The sequence below is a fragment of the Angelakisella massiliensis genome (assembly GCF_900104675.1).
Lineage (GTDB): Bacteria > Bacillota > Clostridia > Oscillospirales > Ruminococcaceae > Angelakisella > Angelakisella massiliensis.
In genome coordinates this window covers 2,505,511-2,520,718 of record NZ_LT629945.1, presented here as the reverse complement: position 1 = coordinate 2,520,718, position 15,208 = coordinate 2,505,511, and the positions used below count along the sequence as shown (strand labels likewise).

The 15,208-nt window shown below is 53.9% G+C and carries 16 protein-coding genes; 5 read left to right on the top strand and 11 right to left on the bottom strand.

Annotated features, from left to right (window positions below; all coding sequences use genetic code 11):
- Positions 1-63 precede the first annotated feature (63 nt).
- Positions 64-762: an RNA polymerase sporulation sigma factor SigK gene (gene sigK, locus BQ5383_RS17425; protein ID WP_235822008.1), complete on the bottom strand. Its 699-nt coding sequence runs from the start codon at positions 760-762 to the stop codon at positions 64-66.
- 818 nt (positions 763-1,580) lie between these two features.
- Here sigK and BQ5383_RS17420 point away from each other — a divergent pair.
- From BQ5383_RS17420 to BQ5383_RS17400, 4 genes are all read left to right on the top strand, one after another.
- The gene (locus BQ5383_RS17420) at positions 1,581-2,123 is read left to right on the top strand and encodes a hypothetical protein (protein ID WP_071434145.1); all 543 of its coding nucleotides are present in this window, start codon (positions 1,581-1,583) and stop codon (positions 2,121-2,123) included.
- A gap of 286 nt (positions 2,124-2,409) precedes the next feature.
- Positions 2,410-3,198 (top strand): hypothetical protein, encoded by a 789-nt coding sequence (locus tag BQ5383_RS17410; RefSeq protein ID WP_139193464.1) that lies wholly within the window; start codon positions 2,410-2,412, stop codon positions 3,196-3,198.
- 310 nt (positions 3,199-3,508) lie between these two features.
- Positions 3,509-4,882: a hypothetical protein gene (locus tag BQ5383_RS17405; protein WP_071434136.1), complete on the top strand. Its 1,374-nt coding sequence runs from the start codon at positions 3,509-3,511 to the stop codon at positions 4,880-4,882.
- Between the two features lie 26 nt (positions 4,883-4,908).
- The gene (locus tag BQ5383_RS17400; protein WP_071434134.1) at positions 4,909-5,403 is read left to right on the top strand and encodes a hypothetical protein; all 495 of its coding nucleotides are present in this window, start codon (positions 4,909-4,911) and stop codon (positions 5,401-5,403) included.
- Between the two features lie 150 nt (positions 5,404-5,553).
- On the opposite strand, the gene hisE is transcribed toward BQ5383_RS17400, so the two are convergent.
- From hisE to hisZ, 10 genes are read right to left on the bottom strand one after another with little or no spacing between them, the layout of a single operon-like run.
- Complete coding sequence (gene hisE, locus BQ5383_RS17395) at positions 5,554-5,877, bottom strand: phosphoribosyl-ATP diphosphatase (protein ID WP_071434132.1); 324 nt, start codon at positions 5,875-5,877, stop codon at positions 5,554-5,556.
- On the bottom strand, positions 5,874-6,203 hold the full coding sequence (hisI, locus tag BQ5383_RS17390; protein ID WP_071434130.1) for a phosphoribosyl-AMP cyclohydrolase: 330 nt from the start codon (positions 6,201-6,203) through the stop codon (positions 5,874-5,876). The genes hisE and hisI overlap by 4 nt, the downstream gene beginning before the upstream one ends.
- Positions 6,204-6,208: 5 nt before the next feature.
- The gene (gene hisF, locus BQ5383_RS17385) at positions 6,209-6,967 is read right to left on the bottom strand and encodes an imidazole glycerol phosphate synthase subunit HisF (protein ID WP_071434128.1); all 759 of its coding nucleotides are present in this window, start codon (positions 6,965-6,967) and stop codon (positions 6,209-6,211) included.
- A 1-nt stretch (position 6,968) separates the two neighbouring features.
- Positions 6,969-7,685: a 1-(5-phosphoribosyl)-5-[(5-phosphoribosylamino)methylideneamino]imidazole-4-carboxamide isomerase gene (gene hisA, locus BQ5383_RS17380; protein WP_071434127.1), complete on the bottom strand. Its 717-nt coding sequence runs from the start codon at positions 7,683-7,685 to the stop codon at positions 6,969-6,971.
- Positions 7,682-8,287, bottom strand: coding sequence for an imidazole glycerol phosphate synthase subunit HisH (gene hisH, locus BQ5383_RS17375; RefSeq protein WP_071434125.1), 606 nt, complete (start codon positions 8,285-8,287; stop codon positions 7,682-7,684). The genes hisA and hisH overlap by 4 nt, the downstream gene beginning before the upstream one ends.
- Positions 8,284-8,865 (bottom strand): imidazoleglycerol-phosphate dehydratase HisB, encoded by a 582-nt coding sequence (gene hisB, locus BQ5383_RS17370; protein ID WP_071434123.1) that lies wholly within the window; start codon positions 8,863-8,865, stop codon positions 8,284-8,286. The genes hisH and hisB overlap by 4 nt, the downstream gene beginning before the upstream one ends.
- A complete protein-coding gene (locus tag BQ5383_RS17365) occupies positions 8,862-9,938 on the bottom strand; it encodes a pyridoxal phosphate-dependent aminotransferase (RefSeq protein WP_071434121.1) in 1,077 nt (358 codons plus the stop codon). The genes hisB and BQ5383_RS17365 overlap by 4 nt, the downstream gene beginning before the upstream one ends.
- A gap of 2 nt (positions 9,939-9,940) precedes the next feature.
- The gene (gene hisD, locus BQ5383_RS17360; protein ID WP_071434119.1) at positions 9,941-11,224 is read right to left on the bottom strand and encodes a histidinol dehydrogenase; all 1,284 of its coding nucleotides are present in this window, start codon (positions 11,222-11,224) and stop codon (positions 9,941-9,943) included.
- On the bottom strand, positions 11,221-11,871 hold the full coding sequence (gene hisG / locus BQ5383_RS17355) for an ATP phosphoribosyltransferase (RefSeq protein ID WP_071434117.1): 651 nt from the start codon (positions 11,869-11,871) through the stop codon (positions 11,221-11,223). Before hisG ends, hisD begins: the two co-directional genes overlap by 4 nt.
- Complete coding sequence (hisZ, locus tag BQ5383_RS17350; RefSeq protein WP_071434115.1) at positions 11,868-13,073, bottom strand: ATP phosphoribosyltransferase regulatory subunit; 1,206 nt, start codon at positions 13,071-13,073, stop codon at positions 11,868-11,870. Before hisZ ends, hisG begins: the two co-directional genes overlap by 4 nt.
- A 321-nt stretch (positions 13,074-13,394) precedes the next feature.
- Here hisZ and cls point away from each other — a divergent pair, with 321 nt between their 5' ends.
- A complete protein-coding gene (cls, locus tag BQ5383_RS17345) occupies positions 13,395-14,894 on the top strand; it encodes a cardiolipin synthase (RefSeq protein ID WP_071434113.1) in 1,500 nt (499 codons plus the stop codon).
- Positions 14,895-15,208: the final 314 nt, after the last annotated feature.

Below are 15,208 nucleotides of genomic sequence, written 5' to 3'. Positions count from 1 at the left end.
AAAGCCCTGTTTTGTTAGAAAAACAAAAGCGAAGCCTGTTCAACTGGAAGGATAGGATGAATATCATGATGTTCCCTCTGTCTCAAAAGCCCGGCGCAGTTTGCTTAAAGCGCTTTTCTCCAGGCGGGAGACATAGGAGCGGGAAATGTCCAGTTGCTTTGCTACCTCCCGCTGTGTCAGAGGGGGGCGGTTATGAAGGCCGTAGCGCAGGACAATGATTTTTTGTTCCCGTGGGTCAAGATTTTCGTCCAGGTAACGGTACAGCTGCTTGGACCGCATTTGCAGATCCAGAATACCCACCAGGTCCTGCTCCTCGTACATTAGGTCCATCAAAGTCAGGCTGTTGCCGTCTTTGTCAGTATCAATGGGGTCGCTGATATACACATCCCCGGCGCTTTTCCGTTTGCTTCGGAATGTCATCAGGATTTCGTTCTCAATACATCGACTGGCATAGGTAGCAAATCGGGTCCCTTTTTCATAGTCAAAGGTTCCGGCCGCTTTGATCAGACCGATTGTGCCGATGGAGATCAGATCATCCTGCTCGCCGGAAACTGCGTAATATTTTTTTACAATATGAGCCACTAACCGGAGATTATGTTCAATCAACACGTTTTTTGCCTTTGAATCACCATTACGAATTTTTTCCAGACAGGCTCTTTCCTCTTTTGCAGTCAATGGCTTGGGGAAGGAGCCTGAACCTGTGACATGAAGGGCAAAATGTAGCAGACTGCACAGAGCTGCGGCGACCAGATCGATATACAAAATGATCACTCCCATCCTTTTGTTTGCGAAGAATACGATAAAATTATATGGAGTGAGGAAAAAGAGATTGCCTGTACAGAAAGAAAATGACAAGAGAGACAAAGCTGGAAACCGTTCCGTAGAAAACTCTGTGAGAATACGGGAGCCCAGTTAAATTTAAAATCAGAGGATGAAAGATTCAGTGGACTTGTTTGGGTGGGAAACCGTGTAAACAGGAAAATTGTCAGGTGTATGCAGCTGAAAGAATTAACTGCGGCTTCTGTTATCCGTGTTCTGACGATGGTGAATCCAAGCAGCATTGCCATAGCCGTAAAAAAGAGACTTATTGTTTGGAGCGTTAAATTATGCTATTGGTGCAGTGATGGGAAGTTTGTGACCGTACTGTTAAATGTTTCAAAAAGATGCCGATATGATTTATAGAAGCTCCTTTCGGGCAAAAAGTGGAAAGCTGCGGATGCGCACATCAAAACATCATATTTTGGGGAGAACCGGATGACACAGAGGGTTTTGCCAAAGTAATAGTTGGAGATTTCAAGTCTTCTTTTGGTGCTTTAAAAAAGAAGCGGGCTATAGATATTGAGCGCTTCCATGCCTGAAAAGAAATGCCCGGCAATGAGAATGAACTTGGAGAAACCAGGCGGACAGATAGCAGTACGGTACGAAACGGAAAACAGAAAAATTTAATATGGATGCTCTATCGGGACAGAGGCAGAACACGATATGGTTGGAGTTGTACATTCCAAAAAGATTCAAGGGAATGGCTTGAAATGATTACCCCGTGATTATGGACATAAAGATAAAGGGAAGGAGCTGTTACGATGTCATTAACCATTTCCAATAACAACAATGGCAGAGTATCTGATGTCATGATCAGTGAGAGAAAAAATGTGACTGTCAAACCTCAGCTTCAGAAAAGTGCAGCAAAGAGAAATACAGATTGTCTGTTGTTATCGTGCAAGCTGCCTTCCCAGGAGGAAGAAAAGAATATTCTGCAGCTGCTGAGGTCCCAACAGCAGCAGGAGAAGGACTCGGTGGAGTCGATGGCAGAGACCATGTCGGAGCAGATGAAGGTTCGCAGACTCTGTGCCCGGATCGCGGCCCGTATCAAGGCGGGTGATCGGGTACCATTACAGGATCGGCGCTATCTCAAACGGAAAGATCCCATACAGTATTTAATGGCGACTTTGATGCGCAAACAAAATGATGATCCAAAACGTTGGCAAACTTTATTGAAAGGTAAAGATTTGGAAAAAGAGCAATCGCCGGGTGTGGAAATATCTGTTGGGAAAAGTGAGACGGTGAGGACAGCGTCTGAAACTGCTGTTTCCGACACGCCTTCAAACGGGGGCCAAACAGTATAAAGAGGGCAGTCTGACGGTTCAGCATGGAAAAACCACAGATGATACAGTCCGGCAGATTAAAAAGCAGTAAAATGGTCCGATGGAAATGGTTCGCTGAAAATCCGGAGGTATTCATGTTGGCCTGCTGCACAGAACCGACCACTGCAATTGATTTTTTGGCAGAGGTTATCAGAAGGACAGCAGTTTTGACGGCAGCTGAGTATTGCTGGAGTTTGTCCCAAAAGGGAATGGCAGATGGCGGCGTAATTTCATATGAGAGTAAATTCATTTTTCAGAGGAGGAAGACATGATGGATTTTTGGTCGGTCGGTAACCTGAATTGTTATGTCAAGAATCTGAAGCTTCAAACCCAATGGACTCTAAAGCAGCAGACCGGCAATTATGACACCAAAGGGGATACGCTGGAAGAATGGCTGGATGGGCCTACACATCAGATGGAGCAAACCGAGACACCTTATGGAAGCGGTGGGGACAAGACGCTGCGAAAGATTCATCAAAAGCTGGAGGCCGGGGGAAAGCTGACCCAGAAAGAGCGGGACTATCTGCAAAATCATGATCCTGAGGCATACCGGGAGCTGGTGAATATGGAGCGGGAGCAGAAGGCTTATGAACAGCAGCTTCGCAGGTGCAAGAGCCAGGAAGAAGTGGAACGGCTGCGGATGACTCGAATCAATACTTCCTTGACCCGGGTGCGCGCGGTGGAGCACAATCCCAACATTCCGCTTTCAAAGAAGCTTGAAATTGCCATGACAGAGAAACAGCGGGTGGATCGCATCGCGGAGAGTACCAGGGAATTTGTAGCCAGTGGAGAATTTGCAAAGTTGCCCACCCGTGCTGAAGAAGCGGAGGCTGCCCAGGATGAGGTGGATACGAAGCCTTCTGCCGCACAGGGAAAAAATGACGTTCCTCAGCCATTGGAAGGGACTGGTCAGCCTGAATCGAAGAGTGGACCCATTGACGTTGACACAGAGAGCCCGGAGGAGCGGAAAGTCCGCCGGGCTAAGGCCAGAGCAGCTTACACGGTAGCTCAGTCTGTACCTCAACCAACTGTCAGTGTAATGGAAATAGAAGTATAAATGTACCCCCGCCTGTGAAGATATCTTTGCAGGCGGGGGATTTTTGTATATTGTCAAAGGTTAAAGGTGTGTGCAGATGCCGCATAGATGCTAACGTTGATTTTTGTTGTTGGGGAATTGTTTTGATTCCCCAAAGATGATGATGGAAAGAAATTCCTTCCTTTTCTCAAATTTAAAAAATAGATAGCCGGGAGAAAGTCTTTGACTCCTATACCGGAAACTTTTTTCCGCAATTTAAAGATAGTGCTCAATAATTTCTGTACTTTCATCGTTTTATATAACAGAATCAAAGTGGAAAGAGGGGATTTGGATGAAGAAGTTCTGTGGTCTGCTGGCAGCGGTTCTGATCGCTTCCGTGATGCACTGTGTTGCTATGGCTAACAGCGGCCCGGCTTACTGGAATAATGGTCCCTCTTTTGAGCCTGTAGCGCTGGAAGAGAGCTCGCTGGACGTGGTGGAGGAAGAACTGCTGTTTGATTTCAACGATCCGGACAGTGTTTGGGGTTGGAGCCCCGCCGCAGTGGTCACTGCCACCTACCAGATGTCCTGGCCGAAAGAGCAGCCGGCGGCTTCTGTCCAGATGGCCTTTCCACTGATCAGCAGTGTGCTGGAAATTTCAACTGAATTCTCCGGCGTTTCCGTGGACGGCCAGCCATTGGACCATCAGACTTTTTATGGCAGCGCGGTATATGGACTTCCTTATCAGAACAGCCAGGAAGATTATCTGAATCATTTGGATCTGGAACAGGTATTGGAAGATGTGTTTGATGATACCGTTGCCCTTCCGTCGGACAATCCCGCGGGCACGGTTTACCGTCTGGTTCCCCCTGCTGAGAATTGCCAGGTGGAGGTGACCATTCCTGATCAGGTGAGGGGAGCTTCCGCTTATGGGTTGAGCAGCTATGTGGGGGATGAAAAACAGACCGTGCTTGGCGCCCGTTTTTATGATGTGGAGAAGGACAGTCTGACATTTTTCCTCAAGGGAGAGCCACGGGAGGATTTGACCATTGAGGCGTACACCATAGAGGAAAAACAGCCTTTGGAAAAGACGGCATACAAGCTGGAAACTACCCGTTCCACCTGGCTGGAATGGTTAATGGAGGGTATCCAGCAGTATAGTGGAAAATCAGGAATCCCTTTACCTGAGGGTGAACAGTGGGACCGACTGTTCCAACAATTTCAGAAGGAAGCATCCCAAAGCCAGGAGATAGATTTGGATGCAGTGGCTTCTTCGCTGCTGCGGGATGATCGTCTGGCGGTAGTGCTGTATACGGTAGATTTCCAGCCGGGACAGCAGCGGGAGATGACGGTGCAATATCAGATGCAGGGCAGTATGGATCGTCGGGAAACGCAGGAACCGATATACACCTATCGGTATTTGACCAATCCTGCAAAACGCTGGAACAGCTTTGGAAAACTGACGGTTCAGGTGATTCCGCCCAGTGAGGCGATGGAATTGGTAGACAGCAGTATTCCCTTGGAGCGCCAGAAGGACGGCAGCTATCAGGCGACACTGGAGGAGCTGCCGGAAGAAAATATTGTGTTCAGCTTTTGCGAGCGGGGGAACCCCACCCCTAAAAAAGACCCTTATGAACTGCTGACAGGGATGCTGTGGCTGGTGGTTTTGGCGCTGCTGGCGCTGGTGGTGACGCTGCTTTTGCTGAGAAAACAAAGAAGGAGATAAGGAGCGTTTCAGGCAGGAGATAAAGTATGATAAAAGGACTGATTTTGCGCAGAGGGGAACCGTTTTATTCTGCGTTTGGAAAGCTGTTTGAAAATCTCCCGCAATTATCCACAGAATACAACTGGCTCATTTCCCACCCCCAGTGTTATCCTCAAACGCCGGATTTTGCAAAAATATTGGAAGGGAGCTATGCCTGGCTTACCGGCAAGCAACTGACAGAAATGCTGCGGCAGGAGGACTTTCAGTGGATCTGGGGTGTTCTCAGTGCTTTTCCAACCACCATTTCGCCGGAAGCGGTTTTGCGGTTTCCGCTGCCGGATGGAGAGAATGGGGCGGCGTATTGGAACAATCCCATCGCTTTCCTTCACCCCCTGGCAGAAGTGGAGTTTGGTGCCTTTGACAGCAGCTGCACAGTGTTTTTGGGAAAAAGCGCCCCACTGATGGAGGAGATTTCCCGGCTGTATCCCTTGGCGGAGGACCTGGAAGAATACAATCGTTCCGAAGAAAACAGCGGTTACTGATTTCAAAACAAAGAGGGGAGAGGGTAAAAAGCCTTTCAGGCTTTTTACCCTCTCCCCTTGACCATTGTTCTTTTATGCTGTCGGGAAAGAGAGCGTGTCTTTTCCTTTCTCATGGCGGAATCGACAGCTCCATTTTCACAAAATCAAGTTTCAGGTCTGATGGTCCACCTGGTGGAACTGCTTGAGGTTGCCGATCTTCTGCCGGCGCTGCTCCAAAATCGCTTCCACATTCTCTACAGGGATATTCTGCTCCGCCATCAGCACCAGCAGATGGTACAGCAGGTCACAGATCTCATTTTCAGTGTCCTCCGCCACACCGTTTTTGGCGGCGATGATCACTTCGCTGGATTCTTCTCCCACCTTTTTGAGGATCTTGTCCAGCCCCTTTTCAAAAAGATAGCAGGTGTACGAGCCTTCCTGTGGATGGGCTTTCCGGTCCAGCACCACCTGATACAGTTCATTCAGTACGCTCATGATTGTTTATCCTCCCAAATGGTGTTAAAAAAGCAGCTGTGGCTGCCGGTGTGGCAGGCGTTTCCGGTCTGTACCACCTGAATGAGCAGGGTGTCGTCATCACAGTCGCCGGTAATGGACAGCACCTTCTGCCAGTGGCCGGAGGTAGCGCCCTTGTTCCACAGGCATTGCCGGGAACGGCTGTAAAACCAGGTGGTGCCTGTCTCCAGGGTTTTGGAAAGGCTTTCCTTGTTCATATAAGCCAGCATCAGCACCTCACCGGTGGAAGCCTCCTGCACGATGGCGGGGATGAGGGAAGATTTTTGAAAAAATTTATCCAGATCCAATGGTTTTACCTCCTGACAGGGATGTTTTTGGATGCCAGATGTTCCTTCACCTGGCCCACCGTCAGCTCCCGGAAGTGGAACAGGGAAGCGGCCAGAGCGGCGTCGGCACCCGTTTCCTCAAATACCTGGGAGAAGTGGTCCAGGCAGCCGCAGCCGCCAGAGGCGATGACAGGAATATTGACCACATCGGTGACTGCCCGGGTCAGCTCCAGATCGTAGCCGTCCCGGCAGCCGTCGGTGTCCATGGAGGTGAGGAGGATTTCTCCCGCCCCCAGATCCCGGCATTTTTGAGCCCACTGGATGGCGTCCAGGCCGGTGTCAATGCGTCCGCCGTTGACCACCACCGTGAAGCCTCCATCCGGGCGTCTCCGGGCGTCAATGGCCACCACCACGCACTGACTGCCGAAACGGTCCGCCGCTCTGGCAATCAGCTCCGGGTCCCGAACGGCGGCGGAGTTGACCGAAACCTTGTCGGCTCCCGCCCGCAGCAGGGCTTGGAAGTCTTCTACCGTCCGGATGCCGCCTCCCACCGTCAGGGGAACAAAGACCTTCCGGGCGGCGGAGCGCACCACTTCCAGCATGGTGCCCCGTCCCTCATGGGTGGCTGTGATATCCAGAAAGGTGATTTCATCGGCACCCTGATTGGAGTATTCCATGGCACATTCCACCGGGTCGCCCACTTCCCGGATACCTACAAAGTTGACCCCCTTGACCACCATGCCGTCCCGCACGTCCAGACAGGGGATGATTCGTTTTGCCAGCATATTATTCACCTGCCGTTTCAAGAGCTTCTGCCAGGGAAAGGGAACCGCTGTAGAGGGATTTTCCGCAGATGGCCCCATACAGCCCCAATTCCTTGCAGGCCTGGATGTCCTCCAGGTTCCGCACCCCGCCGCTGGCGATGATCCGGCAGCTGACCGCCTTGGACAGGGCTTCCAGCTGTTCCAGATTCACCCCGGAGAGGGTGCCGTCCCGGGCAATATCAGTATAAATAATGGTTCGTACCCCCGCCTGTTCCATAGCCTTTGCCAGGTCCAGGTAGGAGACATTGGAGCCCGCCAGCCACCCCTCGGTAGCCACCATGCCGTTCCGGGCGTCGATGCCCACGGCGATGCGTTCTCCCCATTGGTCAGCGGCCTGCCGCACCAGCTGCGGGTTCCGCAGGGCCACCGAGCCCAGAATCACCCGACTGGTGCCGTTTTCCAGATAAAAGGTGATGTCCTCCATGGTGCGGATACCGCCCCCCAGCTCCAGCTCCAGGCCGGAATCCCGGGCCACCTTCAAAAAGAGGGCCTCATTGACCCGGCGGCCTTCCTTGGCCCCGTCCAGGTCCACCATATGAAGCCACTTGGCTCCCGCTTTATGGAAAGAAAGGGCGGTTTCCAGCGGGTCCGCCGCCACCTGATGGGCGGTGGAAAAGTCCCCCTGTACCAGACGGACACATTGCCCTTTATGAATATCAATTGCAGGTAAAAGGATCATTTGGTCACCAGCCTTGCAAAGTTTTGTAGGATGCGAAGCCCCACCGTTCCGCTCTTTTCCGGGTGGAACTGAGCGCCGAAAACGTTGCCCCGGCAAACCAGAGCGGGGATGGTCTCTCCGTACCAGGTGGAGCAGGAAACGTATTCCTCCGAGGTCTCGGCCCGGTAGGAGTGAACGAAGTAGACATAGTCCCCCGGTTTTACTCCCTCCGTCAGGGCGCAGGGATGGGGAACGGACAGATCATTCCATCCCATGTGGGGGATTTTCAGGCCGGGAGCTTCGATTTTCTGGACTTGACCGGGAATCAGTCCCAAGCCCTCGGTCTCCCGGAATTCCAGCCCTTTTTCAAACAAAATCTGCATCCCCAGGCAGATGCCCAGCAGGGGCTTTTTCTCCGCCTGTTCCCGGATGGCGGTGGTCAGCCCGGCGGTGTTAAGCCGCTCCATGGCGTCGGGGAAAGCGCCCACTCCCGGCAGGATCATGGCGTCTGCCGTTTCCAGTACACCGGGATCCCCGGTGACCTGATGGGGGATGTTCAAACTGTCCAGAGCGTTGCAGACGCTGAACAGGTTGCCCGCTCCATAGTCGATAATGGCGATCATTCCAGCACCCCCTTGGAGGAGAGGATGGTCCCCTGGCGGGGCTGGACAGCGATGGCCAGAGCGTGAGCAAAGGCTTTGAACAGAGCTTCCGCCTTGTGATGATCATTTTCTCCGTACATCAGCCGGAGATGGAGGGTAATACCGCTGTTCATGGCCAGGGCCCGGAAAAATTCACCCACCATGGCGCAGTCCAGATCCCCCATGGCCGGACCCCGGAAGGGGCAGTCAAAGACCAGATAGGGCCGCCCGCTGACATCCAGAGCGCAGAAAGCCAGCGCTTCATCCATGGGCAGGGTGAAGCTGCCATACCGGGTGAGAGTACCCTTATCACCCAGAGCCTCTTTCAAAGCCTGGCCAAGGACGATTCCCAGGTCCTCCACCGAATGGTGGCAGTCCACTTCCAGATCCCCGGTCATCTGAAGGGTGAGGTCGCAGCCGCTGTGGACAGCAAAGGCGTGGAGCATATGGTCCAGAAAGCCTACGCCGCTGCTGCCGGAGAAGCGGCCCTGTCCGTCCAGCTCCAGGGTGAGCTGAATGTCGGTCTCATAGGTTTTCCGGTGGATGGTAGCATTTCTCATGCTTGGGGCTCCTTTCCCTTCAGGTATTCTTCCAGCATTTCCAGCACGGCGGCGTTGTCCGAGGGGCTTCCGGCGGAAATACGCAGGTGGTCTCCCAGCTTCCGCACCGCGATACCCCGGTCCCCAAACCAGCGGAACAGCTCTTCCGCATCGCTGGGGCGGAGAAAGACGAAATTGGCGGTGGTGTTAACCACCCCGGACAGCTGCCGGGGATACTTTTTCGCCAAGGCTTCGATAGCATGGTATAAGTCGTCCCGGGACCGGCAGATAGTTCGGCTGCATTCTTCCAGATAATCCTTGTGCCTGAGCAGCAGCGTTCCCACCGCCTGAGTCATGGCGTTGACGTTGTAGGGGGAACGGGCCGCGTCCAGCGCCCGGGCGATCTGCGGTGAAGCTACGGCAAAGCCCAGACGGATGCCTGCCATGCCGAAGGCTTTGGAGAAGGTTTTGAGGACGATGAGATTATTGGTCTGAGCCGTCAGGGACAGCACCGAACCGGAGGAGAACTCCATATAGGCTTCGTCCACCACCACCAGGCAGTCCTCCAGGGCCTCCACGATCCGCCGGATATCCTCCGCCGAGGCGGTGAGGGAGGTGGGATTGCAGGGGTTGGAGAAGATGACCACACCGGCCTTTTCCTTCCGGGCCAGCTGGATAAGCCGATCCGGGTCCAGAGCCAGCTGGTCCGGAGACTTGTCCAGACGGACCACCCGGGCGCCGTTGAACTGGGCGTAAAAGTCGTACATGGAAAAATCCGGGCTCACCGTTACCACTGTGTCATCGGGACCGGTGAAGCCGCTGAAAATCAGGCCGATCAGCTCATCAGAGCCGTTGCCCGCTACCACCAGGGAGGGGTCCACCCCGAAGTACCGCCCAAAGCTTTGACGCAGGACGGTGCAGCAGGGATCGGGATAGCGGTTGAAGGGGAGGGCGGACACTGCCTGGGCGATCTGCCGCCGCAGCTCCTCCGGGGGCTCCAGAAAGCTTTCGTTGGCATCCACCCGAACGGTGTAGACACCGGTATTGGGCTCATAAGGCGTAAGGGCCCGCAGCTTTTGAGGCAGCTGATACATGGTCAAAACCTCACTTCAATGGAATTGGCGTGAGCAGTCAGCTCCTCCCGCCGGGCGATGGTGACGATGTCCTCCCGGGCGTCCTCCAAAGCCTGCCTGGTGTAATAGATGAAGCTGGAGCGCTTGATGAAGCTGTCCACTCCCAGGGGGGAGAAGAAACGGGCGGTGCCGGAGGTGGGCAGAACATGGTTGGGTCCGGCGTAGTAATCCCCCAAAGGCTCAGGGGAATACTGTCCCAGAAAGACGGAACCGGCGTTGTCCAGCCGTCCAATGTATTCCATGGGGTTGGCGGTCATCACTTCCAGGTGCTCCGGCGCCAGCTCATTGGCCAGCTCCACCATTCTGTCATCGCTGGGGCAGCAGATGATGGCCCCATAGTTTTCAAGGGACTGGCGGATGATCTCTGCCCGGGACAGGGTGGGCAGCTGCCGCTCCAGCTCTGCCACCGTCTCTTCCGCCACCCGGCGGCTGGTGGTCAGCAGTACCGAGGAGGCCAGTACGTCATGTTCCGCCTGGCTCATCATATCCGCCGCCAGATACCGGGGGTTGGCGGTGTCATCAGCTACAATGAGAATTTCGCTGGGACCCGCGACCATGTCGATGTCCACCACTCCGTACAGCAGCCGTTTGGCAGTTGCCACATAGATATTGCCGGGGCCCACGATCTTGTCCACACGGGGGACGGTCTCGGTGCCGTAGGCCATAGCCGCCACTGCCTGAGCACCGCCCATGAGGAAGATGCGGTCTACGCCCGCGATGGCCGCCGCCGCCAGAATATCGGGATTGGCAGTGCCGTCCTTCCGGGGGGGAGTGACCATGATGATTTCCTCCACACCGGCGATACGGGCGGGAACACAGTTCATCAGTACCGAGGAGGGATAAGCGGCGGTGCCTCCTGGGACATACAGTCCCACCCGCTTGAGGCCCCGGATCCGCTGACCCATAATGACCCCGTTAGGCTGGGTGTCAATAAAGCTTTGCTGCTTCTGCCGGGCGTGGAACCGGGCAATATTCTCCATCGCCCGTTTCATCGCCTCCAGAAAGCGGGGGTCCACCAGTTCCAGAGCAGCATCTCTCTCCTGAGGAGAAACCTCAAAGCATTCCGGGCAGCGGCCGTCAAAGCGGGTGGTGTATTCCCGTACCGCCTCATCGCCCCGCTGGCGCACCTGGTCCAAAATGTCGGTGACCGCCGCGGTCACTTTCCGGTCTACCTCGCCGCTCCGCTGGCGCAGGGAGGAAAGCAGCTCCTGTTCAGCGCGGCCGTCGGCTGTTACGATCTCAATCATGTGGGTTCCTCCTCTTTCAGGATATTTTCAATTTGTGTAATGAAGGGGTCGATCTCACTTTTGCGCAGCTTGAGGCTGGCGATATTGACAATGAGCCGGGCGCTGATGTCCGCCAGATCCTCCACCACCTCCAGGCCATTTTCCCGGAGGGTCAGCCCTGTCTGGACAATATCCACAATGGCGTCGGACAGCCCCAGAATGGGAGCCAGCTCCACCGAGCCTTCAATTTTGACAATGTTGACGTCCATGTTTTTCGCTTCAAAAACGCTCCGGGTGACATTGACGTATTTTGAGGCGATGCGCCGGGTATGATACCCGCTGTAAAAATCCTTCCCCTTGGGAACGGCCAGAGCGAAGCGGCAGCGGCCAAAGCCCAGGTCTGCCACTTCATAGAAGGTGCCGCCCATCTCCATGATGGTATCCTTACCCACCACGCCGATGTCGCAGACGCCGTTTTCCACATAGGTGACTACGTCGGCAGCCTTGGCCAGCACCACTTCCATTTCATTGGTTCCATCGCTGATGGGGAGGATGAGGCGGCGGCCTTTATTGAGGACCGCAGAACAATCATATCCTAATTTTTGGAAAAGCGCAATGCTGTCGGTTTCCAGCCTGCCCTTGGTCAGGGCGATGCGAATGGGTCTCACCGGTCCCCGCCTCCTTCCACAGTCAAATCCAGGGGCTTTTGATCCTCTCCCGCCACATAAAGCAGAGGGATGCCCTGCTGTCTGCCATAAGCAATCGCCTGGGATACATCATCCAGCAGACAGTTTTCCACTACCTTGCCCTGGGCAGTCAGTTCCTTGATGCACTGGATAGCCTGAGGCAGATGCTTTTCATCAGCAAACACCAGCGCGTCCGCAGGAGGGGAGGGGAGATGCTCCGTCACAGCAGCCACCGGGTCCAGCTCCACCGCAAAACCGATAGCGGGACAGGGCTCCCCGAAATCCCGCAGCAGGTTATCATACCGGCCGCCGGAGAGAACCGGCTCTCCCACGCCGTCCAGATATCCCCGGAAGACGATGCCGGTATAATACTCCGCCTGATTGACCAGCCCCAGGTCAATGAGAATCTGATCCGAGAGGCCCAGGCGGCAAAGGGCCTCATAAATATCCCGCAGATACCCAAGGCTTTCCGCCGCTCCGTTTTCTCCAAAGAGGGCGGCAGCTTCCTCGAACACTTCCTCTCCGCCAAACAGCCGGGGAAGTTTTCTCAGAGCAGCGGCGGCGGGATCACCGGGGAAGCGGTCCAGAATGTTCCCCAGGGCGGCATAGTTTTTTTGTTCCACACACTGGCGGATCTCTTCTTTTGTATCTGTGTCGGCTTCCAGACTGTCAATGACCGCCCGGAAATACCCGATATGGCACAGCTCGATGCGGCTGCCCGGCCCAAGGCCCGCCAGGGAGGAGGCTGCCAGCTCCACCATTTCCAGGTCACTGCGAAGGGAGCAGTCTCCAATCAGCTCCACGCCTGCCTGCCAGATTTCCGAAAGGCGGCCCCGCAGGCTCTGCTCCATCCGATAGACGTTTTGGGCGTAATAGATCCGCAGGGGTTTGGCCATCCCCGCCAGACGGGTGGCAGCCAACCGGGCGATGGGGATGGTGCAGTCCGGCCGCAGTACCATCAAACGGCCCCGGTTATCACTGAGTTTGTACATGCTGTCCTGAGGGAAACCGGAGGAGGGCAGTGTAAACACATCATAAAACTCCACCCCCGGAGTGATGATCTGACGATAACCACGGCGGTGATACAGCTCCGTCAGCCGGTTGGTCAGCCGCTGGCGAACGGCGCAGTCTTCAAATAACAGATCCCGGGTCCCTTCAGGAGTTACTTTATCAAAGCGTTTCATGGATCACGGCTCCTTGTTTTAACTTGTTAGTATATTAGCACATTAAAGTGAATACGTCAAGCACAAAATAAACCGGCGCAAGAGGGTGGAAACGGCAGAATGCTGCTGAAATAAGGCGATTTTGTGAGGATCAGTGGAAAGAAAGCAGGGATTTATCATTTTGCGCAGAGGAAAAATGTAGTATACTGATAAAGAATATAAATGGATTTTCAAGGGGATTCTTTATTGGGATAACAGCAGCCCCTGTGTTGGAAAGGAAAGGTGAGCCTCATCAGCAAACTGCGTCGATTGAGAAAAAAGAGAGGATTTCACCGCAAGTGGATGCGGCGTCTGATTCAGCGCCGGATCTTTGTGGGACTGCTGATCGTGCTTCAGCTGGTATTTCTTTTATATACTGTCCTCAGCACCAGCGGCAGATACAGAATCATCAACTGGTTTCTGTCCGCCATCAGTCTGGGAGTAGCTCTGTATATCATCAGCCGCCGGGAAAAGGCCGCCTACCGGATGACCTGGATTTTTCAGATTCTGGTGTTTCCTCTTTTTGGTGGGCTGTTTTATCTTCTGTTCCGTTTCCAGTCCTCCACACGGCGGTTTCGGAAGGGACTGGCCCGGGTATCAAAGCGGGTAAAACCGCTGCGCCAAAAATCGGAGGACAGTCTGCCCAAAGTGCCGGAGCGCTATCAGCCTTTGGCCCGGTATCTTCAGAACTATGCGGACTTTCCTGTTTACGAGGGCAACCGCACCCGATACCTGACGCCTGGAGAAGAAATGTGGCACTGCCTGCTGGAGCAGCTGCAAAAGGCGGAGCGATACATCTTTCTGGAATACTTCATTCTGGCGGAAGGGGAGATGTGGGATTCCGTTTTGGGCATCCTGAAAAAGAAGGCGGCTCAGGGGGTAGAGGTGCGGCTGATTTACGATGATCTGGGCTGTTTTCTGCTGCTGCCCCAGAATTATCCTGAAACCCTGGAAAAAATGGGAATCCACTGCTGCGTATTCAATCCCTTCCGCCCCATCCTGTCAGCGCTGCAAAACAACCGGGATCACCGGAAGATCGCTGTTATTGACGGCAAGGCGGCTATTACAGGGGGCATCAATCTGGCGGACGAGTACATCAACGCCTTTGACAAATACGGTCACTGGAAGGATGCCGCCATTTTGGTGGAGGGAGAGGCTGCTTGGAGCATGACGGTGATGTTTCTGGAAATGTGGAGCTTCTGCCGCAAAACTACCGAGGATTTGGAACGCTTCCGGCCCGTACCGGAGCGGGTGGGAGACGAACTGATCCAGCCCTATGCCGACAGCCCCCTAGACAGCGAGAATGTGGGGGAGCACGTTTATCTTCACATTATCAACAGCGCCAAGGATTATCTGTACATCAATTCACCCTATCTGATTGTGGACGACAGTATGGTTTCCGCCCTGATTCTGGCGGCGAAAAGCGGAGTGGATGTGCGGATCGTCACCCCTCACCGGTGGGACAAGCGTTTGGTCCACATCACCACCCGCTCCTATTATCGGGAGCTTGTAAAAGGCGGTGTGCGGGTGTATGAATACAGCAAGGGATTTCTTCACTCCAAAACCTTTGTTTCGGACGATGCCATTGCCACGGTGGGCACCACCAATATGGATTTTCGCAGTCTCTATCTTCACTTTGAATGCGGCGTTTGTGTTTATGATACACCAACGGTAGCGGCAGTCAAGGAGGATTACCTGAAAACTCTGGAAAATTGCCAGGAAATGACGCCTGAGCTGTGCCAGTGCGGCAGATTGACACGGCTGTTCCAGGATATCCTGCGGTTGTTCGCCCCCCTGATGTGAGGAATCGATTCCTTTGGGAAAGGCGCTGCCCCTCTGCTTTTCTTCAGTAAAAATGAATATAAGTCCAGATATCGCTGACTTTCACACAAAAAGTGCAGCGCTAAATGGCAGAAGACGTTGGATACGGATCTTAAATACCGAAGCCTGGGTAATGGGCTTCCAAAAGGAGATCCGCCGGGGCTGTAACTTTCGGTTTTACTCTCGGTAGACTGCTTTTCCAGTCTCAAAGGCTTTTTGTTTCCGGTACATGAAGGTGTGCCGGAAACTTTTTTTGTCCCGGACTTTTCTTACCCAAAGGAAGGTGCTATAATAAA